General features: G+C 71.1%; 13 protein-coding genes. 12 read left to right on the forward strand and 1 reads right to left on the reverse strand.

Going from position 1 to position 13,412, the window contains the following annotated elements; all coding sequences use genetic code 11:
• Positions 1–196: 196 nt before the first annotated feature.
• Positions 197–1,165 (reverse strand): UDP-glucose 4-epimerase GalE, encoded by a 969-nt coding sequence (galE, locus tag ACGFYN_RS29580; protein ID WP_393868940.1) that lies wholly within the window; start codon positions 1,163–1,165, stop codon positions 197–199.
• Between the two features lie 280 nt (positions 1,166–1,445).
• Here galE and ACGFYN_RS29585 point away from each other — a divergent pair, with 280 nt between their 5' ends.
• The 12 genes from ACGFYN_RS29585 (at position 1,446) to ACGFYN_RS29640 (ending at position 13,396) form a co-directional block, all read left to right on the forward strand.
• Complete coding sequence (locus ACGFYN_RS29585; RefSeq protein WP_393868941.1) at positions 1,446–3,230, forward strand: DUF5941 domain-containing protein; 1,785 nt, start codon at positions 1,446–1,448, stop codon at positions 3,228–3,230.
• Positions 3,227–3,979: a sugar phosphate nucleotidyltransferase gene (locus ACGFYN_RS29590; RefSeq protein ID WP_393868942.1), complete on the forward strand. Its 753-nt coding sequence runs from the start codon at positions 3,227–3,229 to the stop codon at positions 3,977–3,979. Before ACGFYN_RS29585 ends, ACGFYN_RS29590 begins: the two co-directional genes overlap by 4 nt.
• Positions 3,967–5,028, forward strand: a complete 1,062-nt coding sequence (locus ACGFYN_RS29595; RefSeq protein WP_393868943.1) for an iron-containing alcohol dehydrogenase family protein — start codon at positions 3,967–3,969, stop codon at positions 5,026–5,028. Before ACGFYN_RS29590 ends, ACGFYN_RS29595 begins: the two co-directional genes overlap by 13 nt.
• Complete coding sequence (locus ACGFYN_RS29600; RefSeq protein WP_393868944.1) at positions 5,006–5,785, forward strand: CDP-alcohol phosphatidyltransferase family protein; 780 nt, start codon at positions 5,006–5,008, stop codon at positions 5,783–5,785. The genes ACGFYN_RS29595 and ACGFYN_RS29600 overlap by 23 nt, the downstream gene beginning before the upstream one ends.
• A gap of 5 nt (positions 5,786–5,790) precedes the next feature.
• Positions 5,791–6,663: a glycosyltransferase family 2 protein gene (locus tag ACGFYN_RS29605; protein WP_393869090.1), complete on the forward strand. Its 873-nt coding sequence runs from the start codon at positions 5,791–5,793 to the stop codon at positions 6,661–6,663.
• Positions 6,664–6,757: 94 nt separating this feature from the next.
• Positions 6,758–7,687 carry an ABC transporter permease gene (locus ACGFYN_RS29610; RefSeq protein ID WP_393868945.1) on the forward strand — a complete coding sequence of 310 codons (930 nt, stop codon included), beginning with the start codon at positions 6,758–6,760 and terminating at the stop codon, positions 7,685–7,687.
• Positions 7,680–8,468 carry an ABC transporter ATP-binding protein gene (locus tag ACGFYN_RS29615; RefSeq protein ID WP_393868946.1) on the forward strand — a complete coding sequence of 263 codons (789 nt, stop codon included), beginning with the start codon at positions 7,680–7,682 and terminating at the stop codon, positions 8,466–8,468. Before ACGFYN_RS29610 ends, ACGFYN_RS29615 begins: the two co-directional genes overlap by 8 nt.
• A gap of 387 nt (positions 8,469–8,855) precedes the next feature.
• A complete protein-coding gene (gene hpnC, locus ACGFYN_RS29620; RefSeq protein WP_393868947.1) occupies positions 8,856–9,758 on the forward strand; it encodes a squalene synthase HpnC in 903 nt (300 codons plus the stop codon).
• Entirely contained in the window at positions 9,755–10,705 is a 951-nt protein-coding gene (gene hpnD, locus ACGFYN_RS29625; RefSeq protein ID WP_393868948.1) for a presqualene diphosphate synthase HpnD, read from the forward strand. Before hpnC ends, hpnD begins: the two co-directional genes overlap by 4 nt.
• 35 nt (positions 10,706–10,740) lie before the next feature.
• A complete protein-coding gene (locus ACGFYN_RS29630) occupies positions 10,741–10,845 on the forward strand; it encodes a DUF6380 family protein (RefSeq protein WP_393869091.1) in 105 nt (34 codons plus the stop codon).
• Entirely contained in the window at positions 10,842–12,269 is a 1,428-nt protein-coding gene (hpnE, locus tag ACGFYN_RS29635) for a hydroxysqualene dehydroxylase HpnE (protein WP_393868949.1), read from the forward strand. The genes ACGFYN_RS29630 and hpnE overlap by 4 nt, the downstream gene beginning before the upstream one ends.
• Positions 12,269–13,396 carry a polyprenyl synthetase family protein gene (locus tag ACGFYN_RS29640; protein ID WP_393868950.1) on the forward strand — a complete coding sequence of 376 codons (1,128 nt, stop codon included), beginning with the start codon at positions 12,269–12,271 and terminating at the stop codon, positions 13,394–13,396. Before hpnE ends, ACGFYN_RS29640 begins: the two co-directional genes overlap by 1 nt.
• The last annotated feature ends 16 nt before the right edge of the window (positions 13,397–13,412 follow it).

Genomic DNA, 13,412 nt, shown 5'->3' on the forward strand with positions numbered 1-13,412 from the left:
AAGACCGGAAGAGGGGCCCGGTAGTTGATCGTGCCCGGTGCGATCGGCGGGGAACCGTCCGGGCGGGGCTGTGGGGCTCAGGACGCGCCCTCGCGCCGGACGGCTGCATTCCGCCCCGGGGGCGCACCACCCGGCTCACCGGCGGGCTCCCGCCCCATGCGACGCGCGCCCGTCCGGTTCCCGGAAGCGGGATGTCTCACATGCCGTGGTGCAGCCGCCAGCCCTGCCACGCCGACTCGATCATCTCGCGCACCCCGCGCCGGGCACTCCAGCCGAGTTCCTCGGCGGCCCGGGCGGCCGAGGCGACCGCGCGGGGCGCGTCCCCGGGGCGGCGGGCCTCGACGAGGGGGGCACGGCGGTCGCCGGTGACCTCACCGATGACGGTGACCATCTCCCGGACGGAGACGCCCTCGCCGCGGCCGATGTTGACCGTCAGGTCGCCGCTCGCGCCGCCGTCCAGCCTGCGCGCCGCCGCCAGGTGCGCCTCGGCCAGATCGGCGACGTGGATGTAGTCGCGGATGCAGGTGCCGTCCGGCGTCGGGTAGTCGTCGCCGAAGATCCGCGGGGCCTCGTCGCGGGTGAGCCGGTCGAAGACCATCGGCACGATGTTGAATACGCCGGTGTCGGCCAGCTCGGGTGCGGCCGCGCCCGCCACGTTGAAGTAGCGCAGGCACACCGTCGCGATGCCGTGCGCCCGGCCCGCCGCCCGCACCAGCCACTCGCCGGTGAGCTTCGTCTCGCCGTAGGGGTTCACGGGCGCGCACGGGGTGTCCTCGGTGATCAGGTCCACGTCCGGGTTGCCGTAGACGGCCGCCGAGGAGGAGAACACGAACCGCTCGACACCGGCCTCGGCCACCGCCTCCAGGAGCGTGGCGAGACCGCCGACGTTCTCCCGGTAGTAGCGCGTGGGCTGTGCCACGGACTCGGCGACCTGCTTGCGCGCCGCGAGATGGACGACGCCGGTCACCTCGTGCCGGGCGAAGACCCGCTTCAGGAGGGCGCCGTCGAGCGAGGAGCCCTCGACGAGCGGGACGTCGGCCGGCAGCCGCGCGGGGTGTCCGGCCGAGAGGTCGTCGAGCGCGACGACGCGTTCCCCGGCGCCGCTCATGGCCCGCGCCACATGGGCCCCTATGTATCCCGCTCCGCCTGTGATCAGCCATGTCATGGTCGCCCACCCTATGCCGACGCCCCATGACGATCCCCAATGTCCCGGATGCCCCTGTTCCGGCCGGCGCGGTTTGTCGGCGGGACCTCGAATCCCCGATGATGATCGTGGCAAAGGCCAGTGGAGAGGGCGTTGATCGGCTCGTTAACGGGCGGTGAACGGTGCTCTCCGAGCATCCGATAACCTCTGCCGACATGCCGCCCGCCTGGTGCAGCCAAGGGGCGTCCCCACCGTGCACATGACCGGCGCCCGCGCGTCGGCACCCAGGGAGTGAGTTCGGTTGTCGACCGCCATCCTCACCGGTCAGCCGGTCCCCGGATCGTCGATCGAGGACGACCTGCGGTCCCTCGGCTTCGACGTCCGGGTCGCCGCCGGCGTCGCCGACGCCGAGACGCTCCTGGCCCAGGTGCCCGGTGACGAGCGGGTCGCCGTGGTGGACACCCGCTTCGTGGGTCACGTGCACGCCCTGCGCCTCGGCCTGACCGACCCCCGCTTCCCGCTCGCCGCGGTCTCCGGCGCCGTCACCGCGCAGGCGGCCGGCCGCCAGGCGCTGACCCGGGCCATGGCCCGCGAGAACTCCGCGGGAGGCGGCGCGGCCGTCGCCGTCGACAACCTCGCCGAGCGCATAGTCACCGCCCTCGACGCCGACGGCGCCGACGTCCACCGCCCCGAGCTGGGCAGCCTGGTCGCCGAGGTACCGGCCGACCCGCAGGCCCGCAACGAGGCCCGGCAGGCCGTCGCCGCCGTCGACGACGAGGCCGTCCGCCTGAAGTCGGCCGTGAAGTCCCGCGACGGCTTCTTCACCACGTTCTTCATCAGCCCGTACTCGCGCTACATCGCCCGCTGGTGCGCCCGCCGGGGCCTGACCCCGAACCAGGTCACCACCGCCTCGCTGCTCACCGCGCTCATCGCGGCGGGCTGCGCGGCCACCGGCACCCGCGCCGGCTACGTCGCCGCGGGCATCCTGCTGCTCTGCTCCTTCGTGCTGGACTGCACCGACGGCCAGCTCGCCCGCTACTCCCTGCAGTACTCCACGCTCGGCGCCTGGCTGGACGCCACCTTCGACCGGGCCAAGGAGTACGCCTACTACGCCGGCCTCGCCCTCGGCGCGGCCCGCGGCGGCGACGACGTGTGGGCCCTGGCCCTCGGCGCGATGGTCCTGCAGACCTGCCGGCACGTCGTCGACTTCTCCTTCAACGAGGCCAACCACGACGCCACCGCCAACACCAGCCCCACGGCGGCCCTTTCGGGCCGGCTGGACAGCGTCGGCTGGACGGTGTGGCTGCGGCGCATGATCGTGCTGCCGATCGGCGAGCGCTGGGCGATGATCGCCGTCCTCACCGCGGTCACCACCCCGCGCATCACCTTCTACGTGCTGCTCGTCGGCTGCGCTTTCGCCGCGACGTACACGACGGCGGGACGGGTGCTCAGGTCGCTGACCCGCAAGGCCACGCGCACCGACCGGGCCGCGCAGGCGCTGGCGGACCTCGCGGACAGCGGTCCGCTCGCGGAGGCGGTGGCGCGTATCGCCCCACGCGTCCCGGCGCCGGTGAGCGCCGCGGCCGCCGGGCTGGCCGTGGTGATCCCTGCCGCAGTCTGGGGTGCCGGCTGGCCGACGGTGCTGGGCGCCGTGGCCTACGTCCTGCTCTCCGGCGTCGCCGTCTCCCGGCCCCTCAAGGGCGCCCTGGACTGGCTCGTTCCGCCCTTCTTCCGGGCGGCCGAGTACGGCACCGTCCTGCTGCTCGCGGCCAAATCCGGGGTGAACGGAGTCCTTCCTGCGGCTTTCGGCCTGGTGGCGGCCGTCGCCTACCATCACTACGACACGGTCTACCGCATCCGCGGCAACGCCGGAGCGCCCCCGGCCTGGCTGGTGCGCGCCATCGGGGGGCACGAGGGCCAGACGCTGCTCGTCACCGTCCTCGCCGCGCTGCTCACCGCATCGCAGTTCAAGGTCGCGCTCACGGTCCTCGCCGTGGCCGTCGCCCTGGTGGTGCTCGTCGAGAGCATCCGCTTCTGGGTGTCCGCTGGGGCGCCCGCCGTACACGACGAAGGAGAACCCGCATGATCGGCCTCGTGCTGGCGGCCGGCGCCGGACGGCGTCTGCGCCCCTACACCGACACCCTGCCCAAGGCGCTGGTGCCGGTGGGGCCCGCGGGCATAGAGGACTCGATCACGGTGCTCGACCTGACCCTCGGCAACTTCGCCGAGATCGGCCTGAGCGAGGTCGCGGTCATCGTCGGCTACCGCAAGGAGGCCGTGTACGAGCGCAGGGCGGCCCTGGAGCAGAAGTACGGCCTGAAGATCACCCTCATCGACAACGACAAGGCCGAGGAGTGGAACAACGCCTACTCCCTGTGGTGCGGCCGTGACGCCCTCAAGGACGGCGTGATCCTCGCCAACGGCGACACCGTCCACCCGGTCTCCGTCGAGAAGACGCTGCTCGCCGCGCGCGGCGAGGGCAAGAAGATCATCCTCGCGCTGGACACGGTGAAGGACCTCGCGGACGAGGAGATGAAGGTCGTCGTCGACCCCGGCAAGGGCATGACGAAGATCACCAAGCTGATGGACCCCGCCGAGGCGACCGGCGAGTACATCGGCGTCACCCTCATCGAGGGCGACGCCGCCCCGGAGCTGGCCGACGCGCTGAAGGCGGTCTGGGAGACCGACCCGCAGCAGTTCTACGAGCACGGGTACCAGGAGCTCGTGAACCGCGGCTTCCGTATCGACGTGGCGCCGATCGGCGACGTCAAGTGGGTCGAGATCGACAATCACGACGATCTCGCCCGCGGACGGGAGATCGCGTGCCTGTACTGACGAGGCTGATTCCCTCACCGGTGGTCGTGGACATCCGCCCGGGTGCCCTCGACGACCTGGCGTGCGTGCTCGCCGACGAGCGGATCTCGCACTCCGGCAAGCTCGCCATCGCGGTCAGCAACGGCTCGGGCGCCCGCCTGCGCGAGCGGCTGGAACCGACCCTGCCCGGCGCCACCTGGTACGAGGTCGGCGGCGGCACCATCGACGACGCGGTGCAGCTGGCCGGCGACATAAAGGCCGGCCACTTCGACGCGGTGGTCGGGCTCGGCGGCGGCAAGATCATCGACTGTGCCAAGTTCGCGGCGGCGCGCGTCGGTCTCCCGCTGGTCGCCGTCGCCACCAACCTCGCGCACGACGGCCTGTGTTCGCCGGTCGCCACTCTCGACAACGACGCGGGCCGCGGATCGTACGGTGTGCCGAACCCGATCGCAGTCGTCATCGACCTCAACGTGATCCGTGAGGCGCCTGTCCGCTTCGTGCGCTCCGGTATCGGTGACGCGATCTCCAACATCTCCGCCGTCGCCGACTGGGAGCTCGCCAATCGCGTCAAGGGCGAGAAGATCGACGGCCTCGCCGCCGCCATGGCCCGCCAGGCCGGCGAGGCGGTGCTACGGCACCCGGGCGGGGTCGGCGACGACGGCTTCCTGCAGGTCCTGGCGGAGGCGCTGGTCCTCACCGGTATCGCCATGTCCGTGTCGGGCGACTCCCGCCCCTCCTCCGGCGCCTGCCACGAGATCAACCACGCGTTCGACCTGCTCTACCCCAAGCGGGCAGCTGCCCACGGCGAGCAGTGCGGCCTCGGTGCCGCCTTCGCCATGCATCTGCGTGGTGCGCACGAGGAGGCCGCTTACATGGCCGAGGTGCTGCGCCGGCACGGGCTTCCGGTGCTGCCGGAGGAGATCGGCTTCACGGTGGACGAGTTCGTCCGCGCCGTGGAGTTCGCCCCGGAGACCAGGCCCGGCCGCTACACCATCCTCGAACACCTCGACCTGACAACCGACCAGATCAAGGACACATACGCCGACTATGTCAAGGCCATCGGTAGCTGAACTCCGTCCGGTCGTCCACCCCGCAGGGGTCAAGGACCGGCGCAGCGGTGAGCACTGGATGGGGCGCCTCTACATGCGCGAGGTGTCCCTGCGGGTCGACCGCTACCTGGTGAACACCAGGGTCACGCCCAACCAGCTCACGTACCTGATGACCGTCTTCGGCGTGCTCGCCGCCCCGGCACTGCTGGTGCCGGGGATCTGGGGCGCGGTGCTCGGCGTGGTCTGCGTGCAGATGTATCTGCTGCTGGACTGCGTCGACGGCGAGATCGCGCGCTGGAAGAAGCAGTACTCCATGAACGGCGTCTACCTGGACCGGGTCGGCGCCTACCTCACTGACGCCGCCGTGCTGGTCGGCTTCGGGCTGCGCGCCGCCGACCTGTTCGGCAGCGGCCGTATCGACTGGCTGTGGGCATTCCTCGGCACGCTGGCCGCGCTCGGCGCGATCCTGATCAAGGCCGAGACCGACCTGGTCGGCGTCGCCCGCCACCAGGCCGGAATGCCCCCGGTCAAGGAGGCGGCCGCCGAGATGCGCTCCTCCGGCATGGCGCTGGCCCGCCGGGCCGCCGCCGCGTTCAAGTTCCACCGGCTGATCCTCGGCATAGAGGCGTCCCTGGTGATCCTGGTCCTGGCGTTCGCCGACCAGGCGCGCGGGGACCTGTTCTACTCCCGGCTCGGTGTCGCGGTGATGGCCGGCATCGCCCTGCTGCAGACCCTGCTGCACCTCGTGTCCATCCTGGCCTCCAGCAGGCTGAAGTGAGCGCCATGAAGGTCGGCGCGGTCATCATCACGATGGGCAACCGGCCCGAGGAGCTGCGCGCCCTGCTGGAGTCGGTCGCCAAGCAGGACGGCGAGGCGGTCGAGGTCGTCGTGGTCGGCAACGGCTCGCCCGTGCCGGACGTCCCCGGCGGCGTACGCACCATCGAGCTGCCCGAGAACCTCGGCATCCCCGGCGGCCGCAACGTCGGCATCGAGGCCTTCGGCCCCAGCGGCCGCGACGTCGACATCCTGCTGTTCCTCGACGACGACGGCCTGCTCGCCGGCCACGACACCGCCGAGCTGTGCCGGCAGGCCTTCACCGAGGACCCGAAGCTCGGCATCGTCAGCTTCCGCATCGCCGACCCGGACACCGGCGTCACGCAGCGCCGGCACGTGCCGCGGCTGCGCGCCGCCGACCCGATGCGCTCCTCCCGGGTCACCACCTTCCTCGGCGGCGCCAACGCCGTGCGCACCCAGGTCTTCGCCGAGGTCGGCGGCCTGCCGGACGAGTTCTTCTACGCGCACGAGGAAACCGACCTGGCATGGCGGGCCCTCGACGCGGGCTGGATGATCGACTACCGGTCCGACATGGTGCTGTACCACCCCACGACCGCGCCCTCGCGGCACGCGGTCTACCACCGCATGGTCGCCCGCAACCGAGTCTGGCTGGCCCGCCGCAACCTCCCTGCGCCCCTGGTCCCGGTGTATCTCGGCGTGTGGCTGCTGCTCACCCTCGTCCGCCGCCCCTCACGGTCCGCCCTGAGGGCCTGGTTCGGCGGGTTCCGGGAAGGCTGGACCACCCCGTGCGGGCCGCGCAGGCCCATGAAATGGCGTACGGTGTGGCGGCTGACCCGACTGGGCCGGCCTCCTGTGATCTGACAAGCTCTTTCCTGAGAGCGACGCGGGCCCGGCCCGGGTCCCGAGCTCTGCCCGTGCCCGCACCGGCGCATCCCGAAGACGAAAGTTTCCACCAGTGAGTGAGTCAACGCACGAAGGCACGGTCGCCCTGGGCGCGGCCGTACCGACCGACGAGGGCCTTGGGGCGGGGCAGCTCGCCGCCAGGTACGGCCTGACCGTGAGCGGTGCCCGGCCCTCCCTCGTCGAGTACGTCCGCCAGCTCTGGGACCGGCGTCACTTCATCCTCGCCTTCTCGCGGGCGAAGCTGACCGCCCAGTACAGCCAGGCGAAGCTCGGCCAGATCTGGCAGGTGGCGACGCCGCTGCTGAACGCGGCCGTCTACTTCTTCATCTTCGGCGTCATCCTGAACGCCAGCCGGGGCATGTCGAAGGACGTGTACATCCCGTTCCTGGTCACGGGCGTCTTCGTGTTCACCTTCACGCAGAGCTCCGTGATGGCGGGCGTGCGCGCGATCTCCGGCAACCTCGGCCTGGTCCGCGCGCTGCACTTCCCGCGCGCCTCCCTGCCGATCTCCTTCGCGCTCCAGCAGCTCCAGCAGCTGCTGTTCTCGATGGTCGTGCTGTTCGCGGTGGCGGTCGGCTTCGGAAGCATGCCGGACCTGTCCTGGCTGCTGATCGTCCCGGTACTCGCGCTGCAGTTCCTCTTCAACGGCGGCCTGGCGCTGATCATGGCCCGGGCGGGCGCCAAGACCCCGGACCTGGCGCAGCTGATGCCGTTCGTCATGCGTACGTGGATGTACGCGTCGGGCGTGATGTTCTCCATCCCGATCATGCTGGCCGACAAGCCGCAGTGGGCGGCGACCGTCCTGCAGTGGAACCCGGCCTCCATCTACATGGACCTGATGCGCTTCTCGCTCATCGACGGCTACGGCGCCGAGAACCTCCCCGACCATGTCTGGGCGGCCGCGGCCGGCTGGGCCGTCCTGGTCGCCCTTGGCGGATTCGTGTACTTCTGGAAGGCGGAGGAGAGGTACGGCCGTGGCTGAGGAACGCGACGACCAGACCGGCGAGCGGATCCCCACCGTCATCGCCGACGAACTGCACATCGTCTACCGCGTGCACGGCGCGAAGAGCGGCAAGGGCAGCGCCACCGCCGCCCTCAGCCGCATCCTCAAGCGCGGCGAGGAGCGCGGGGTGCGCAAGGTGCACGCCGTCAAGGGCGTCTCCTTCGTCTCCTACCGCGGCGAGGCCATCGGCCTCATCGGCTCCAACGGCTCCGGCAAGTCGACGCTGCTGCGCGCCATCGCCGGCCTGCTCCCGGCGGAGAAGGGCCGCGTCTACACCAACGGCCAGCCCTCGCTGCTGGGTGTGAACGCGGCGCTGATGAACGACCTGACCGGCGAGCGCAACGTCATATTGGGCGGGCTCGCCATGGGTATGTCCCGCGAGCAGATCAGGGAGCGCTACCAGGGGATCGTCGACTTCTCGGGCATCAACGAGAAGGGCGACTTCATCACCCTGCCGATGCGCACCTACTCCTCCGGCATGGCGGCCCGTCTGCGTTTCTCCATCGCCGCGGCCAAGGACCACGACGTCCTGATGATCGACGAGGCACTGGCCACCGGTGACCGCAAGTTCCAGAAGCGCTCCGAGGAGCGCATCCGTGAGCTGCGCAAGGAGGCCGGCACGGTGTTCCTGGTCAGCCACAACAACAAGTCGATCCGTGACACCTGCGACCGCGTCCTGTGGCTGGAACGCGGCGAGCTCCGTATGGACGGGCCTACCGAAGAGGTCCTCAAGGAGTACGAGAAGTTCACGGGCAAGTAGTCCACCCACCCATGGGCCGACCGGCCCAGCACGCTTCGCGGGGCCCCGCCGGAACTGTTCCGGCGGGGCCCCGCGTCTGCAAAGGAAACGTCAACTCGGTCCCGCCCAAGGAATCTTGACGCCAATCGGTGTGTTGTTGTGATGTGCAGGACACCCCAGGGAAGCGCGCTGCGTTGTACAACGTAAGCTGTAGCGGTCCCGAAAGGCGGCAAGTGGGGCGATAATGCGCGACACCCTCAAGGGGGACGGCCGCGCGGACGGCCGGTTGGCGTGTCCGAAATAGTGTGCATTGGGTCGGCAGTGTAGAACGGGAGATGTGACGGCAATGGCTACGGAAACTCCCCAGCTCAGCCCAGCATGTGCCGTCCCCGCCACGGGCAGTCACCGGTGACGGGAACCGGCACGCCGCATACCGCTGATCCGGAGCGCGGCACCCTCGACAAGGCCGCGGGCGAGAACTTCCCCGTGGCGCCTTTCTTCCTGCCCCGGGCCTGGCGCGCCGACCTCATGGCGGTGTACGGCTTCGCCCGCCTTGTCGACGACATCGGCGACGGCGATCTGGCCCCCGGCGGCGCCGACGCAGGTCTGCTCGGCGTGTCGCCCTCGCAGGCCGAGGACCGGCTGCTGCTTCTGGACGCCTTCGAGGAGGACCTGAACCGGGTCTTCGACTCCACTCCGCGCCACCCCCTGCTGCGCCGCCTGCAGCCGACGGTCCGGCGCCACGCGCTGACCCCGGAGCCCTTTCTCGGCCTGATCGCCGCCAACCGCCAGGACCAGCTCGTCAGCCGCTACGAGACCTACGACGACCTGCTCGCCTACTGCGAACTGTCGGCCAACCCCGTCGGACGTCTGGTGCTGTCGGTCACGGGCACTTCGAGCCCCGAACGCATCCGCCTCTCGGACGCGATCTGCACGGCTCTGCAGATCGTCGAGCACCTCCAGGACGTCGCCGAGGACCTGCGTCGGGACCGCATCTACCTGCCCGCCGCGGACATGAAACACTTTCATGTGCAAGAGACGGATCTCGCCACACCCACCGCGGGCGCATCGGTGCGCGCACTGGTCGCATTCGAAGCACAACGCGCCCGGGATCTCCTGAATGAAGGTGCCCCTCTGGTGGGTAGCGTCCACGGCAGATTGAAGCTGCTGCTCGCAGGGTTCGTGGCGGGAGGAAGGGCGGCGATCCACGCGATCGCGGCCGCCGGATACGACGTACTTCCCGGCCCGCCCAAGCCCGGCAAGGGCCGGTTGCTGCGCGAGGTGGGCGTGACCCTGCGAGGAGAGGGGTGATCCGGACCGTGGAGTCGGAACAACACGTGTCCGCGCCGGTACTCGCCGCCTACAGCTACTGCGAGGCCGTGACCGGGCAGCAGGCCCGTAACTTCGCCTACGGCATCAGGCTGCTGCCGACGCCGAAGCGGCGCGCGATGTCGGCGCTGTACGCGTTCTCCCGGCGCGTCGACGACATCGGCGACGGCGTGCTGGCGGACGACGTCAAGGCGACCAGGCTCGAGGACACGCGCGAGCTTCTGGTGCGGGTGCGGGAGGGCGCGGTCGCCGAGGACGACACCGACCCCGTCGCGGTCGCCCTCGCCCATGCCGCCGACACCTTCCCGATCCCGCTGGGCGGCCTGGACGAGCTGATCGACGGCGTGCTGATGGACGTCCGCGGCGAGACCTACGAGACCTGGGACGACCTGAAGGTCTACTGCCGCTGCGTGGCCGGTGCCATCGGCCGGCTCTCGCTCGGCGTGTTCGGCACCGAGCCGGGGGCGCGCGGCGCCGACCGGGCCTCGGAGTACGCCGACACCCTGGGCCTCGCGCTGCAGCTGACCAACATCCTGAGAGACGTCCGGGAGGACGCCGAGGGCGGCCGTACCTATCTGCCCTCCGACGACCTCGCGAAGTTCGGCTGCTCGGCCGGCTTCAGCGGCCCGACGCCGCCCGAGGGCTCCGACTTCACGGGCCTGGTGCACTTCGAGGTGCGGCGGGCCCGCGCCCTTTTCGCCGAGGGCTACCGGCTGCTCCCCATGCTCGACCGGCGCAGCGGAGCCTGCGTCGCCGCCATGGCCGGCATCTACCGCCGCCTGCTCGACCGCATCGAGCGCGACCCGGAGGCCGTGCTGCGCGGCCGGGTCTCGCTGCCCGGCCGGGAGAAGGCCTACGTCGCCGTACGCGGCCTGTCGGGCCTCGACGCCCGGCATGTGACCCGGAGGACCGTCAGGAGGCGCGCCTGATGGACAAAACGGGCCAAGGTGATTCCAGCGGTGAAATGCGGCACGCAACCCTGCGGGCAGGGACGGCGTCCCTGACTGCGACGGCCTGCCGTGCACCGTTCAATCATCGCGGCGGCCGCGCAGGGGAGGGGGCACGATGACTGACGACACGCGCTCCGACGAGCCGCTCGCGGCTATGCCGGGGCGTCCCGGAAGGGACGCCGTCGTGATCGGAGGCGGGCTCGCCGGCATCACCGCCGCGCTCGCGCTCGCCGACGCGGGGGTCCGGGTCACCCTGATCGAGGGCAGGCCCCGGCTGGGCGGCCTGGCCTTCTCCTTCCAGCGCGGCGATCTGACCGTCGACAACGGACAGCACGTCTATCTGCGCTGCTGCACCGCCTACCGCTGGTTCCTCGACCGCATCGAGGGCGCGGCGCTGGCGCCACTGCAGGATCGTCTCGACGTGCCCGTTCTCGACGTCGACAAGCCCGCGGGCCGGCGCCTGGGCAGACTGCGGCGCGACGCGCTGCCGGTCCCCCTGCATCTGGGGCGCAGCCTCGCGACGTATCCGCATCTCTCCCTCGCCGAGCGGGCCAAGGTGGGGCGGGCCGCACTGGCGCTGAAGGGGCTCGACCTCGCCGATCCGAGCCTGGACACCCAGGACTTCGGCAGCTGGCTGACCGCGCACGGTCAGTCGGCGCGTGCCGTCGAGGCCCTGTGGGACCTGGTCGGGGTGGCCACCCTCAACGCGGTCGCGGGCGACGCCTCGCTCTCGCTCGCCGCGATGGTGTTCAAGACCGGTCTGCTGTCCGACCCGGGCGCGGCCGACATCGGCTGGGCGCATGTCCCGCTGGGTGAACTGCATGACCGGCTGGCCCGCAAGGCGCTCGACTCCGCGGGCGTGCGTACCGAGGTCCGTACACGCGTCACCTCCATCTCTACTGACGAAAACGGGCGTTGGAGCGTTCAGGTTCCCGGCGAGACGCTGCAGGCGGACGCCGTCGTGCTCGCCGTACCCCAGCGCGAGGCCCATGACCTGCTGCCGGCCGGCGCGCTCGACGCCCCGGAAAATCTGCTGGACATCGCCACCGCGCCGATCCTGAACATCCACGTCGTCTACGACCGCAAGGTGCTCAGCCGCCCGTTCTTCGCGGCCCTCGGCACCCCGATCCAGTGGGTCTTCGACCGCACCGAGGCCTCCGGACTGCGCGAGGGCCAGTACCTCGCGCTGTCGCAGTCGGCCGCGCAGGACGAGATCGACGCACCCGTCGCCCTGCTCCGTGAGCGCTACGTCCCCGAGCTGGAGCGTCTGCTTCCGGGTACTCACGGGGCCGAAGTGAAGGATTTCTTCGTGACCAGGGAGCGCACGGCGACGTTCGCCCCCACCCCCGGCGTCGGGCGGCTGCGGCCCGGCGCCCGCACCAAGGCCCCCGGCCTCTGTCTGGCCGGAGCGTGGACCGCCACAGGGTGGCCCGCGACCATGGAGAGTGCGGTCCGCAGTGGAGTCAGCGCGGCCGATGCCGCCCTCGGCGCCCTGGGCCGGCCACGCCCGAGCGACCTCTTCGACCTCGAGGAGGCGGCTTGATGCTCGAGCAGCAGGCGGCAGGCCCCCGCACCCCCGGTACCGCACCAAAAGGAGAAACTGTGCCCACTGTGCCCCCGGCCGAGACGGCTGCCGACGCGGTGGACGTGACCGCGCTCCTGGAGCGCGGCCGGACCCTTGCCACACCGGTACTGAAGGCGGCGGTGGACCGCCTGGCCCCTCCCATGGACACCGTTTCCGCCTACCACTTCGGCTGGATCGACGCCGAGGGCAACCCCGCCGACGGCGACGGCGGCAAGGCCGTGCGCCCCGCCCTCGCGGTGCTGTCCGCCGAGGTCACCGGGGCCGCGCCCGAGGCCGGCATCCCCGGCGCCGTGGCCGTCGAACTCGTCCACAACTTCTCGCTGCTGCACGACGACCTGATGGACGGCGACGAGCAGCGCCGCCACCGCGACACGGTGTGGAAGGTGCACGGCCCAGCGCAGGCGATCCTCGTCGGCGACGCCCTGTTCGCCCTGGCCAACGAGGTGCTGCTGGAGCTCGGCACCGTCGAGGCGGGCCGCGCCACCCGCCGCCTGACCACCGCCACCCGCGCCCTGATCGACGGCCAGGCCCAGGACATCTCCTACGAGCACCGCGACCGCGTCAGCGTCGAGGAGTGCCTGGAGATGGAGGGCAACAAGACCGGCGCGCTGCTGGCCTGCGCCTCCTCCATCGGCGCCGTCCTCGGCGGCGCGGACGACCGCACCGCCGACACGATGGAGAAGTACGGCTACCACCTCGGCCTCGCCTTCCAGGCCGTCGACGACCTCCTCGGCATCTGGGGCGACCCGGTCTCCACCGGCAAGCAGACCTGGAGCGACCTGCGCCAGCGCAAGAAGTCCCTGCCGGTCGTGGCCGCACTCGCCGCGGGCGGTCCCGCCTCCGAGCGGCTCGGCGAGATCCTCGCCGCCGATGCCAAGAGCAGCGACTTCGAGAACTTCTCGGAGGAGGAGTTCGCGGCCCGCGCCGCCCTCATCGAGGAGGCGGGCGGCCGCCGATGGACGGCCGAGGAAGCGCGCCGCCAGCACACCATCGCCATCGAAGCCCTCGACGCCATCGACATGCCGGACCGGGTACGGGCGCAGTTCGCGGCGCTCGCCGACTTCGTCGTCGTACGAAAGAGATGATCACTATCGGTCGAAC

It is taken from the genome of Streptomyces sp. NPDC048419, assembly GCF_043200415.1.
Taxonomy (GTDB): domain Bacteria; phylum Actinomycetota; class Actinomycetes; order Streptomycetales; family Streptomycetaceae; genus Streptomyces.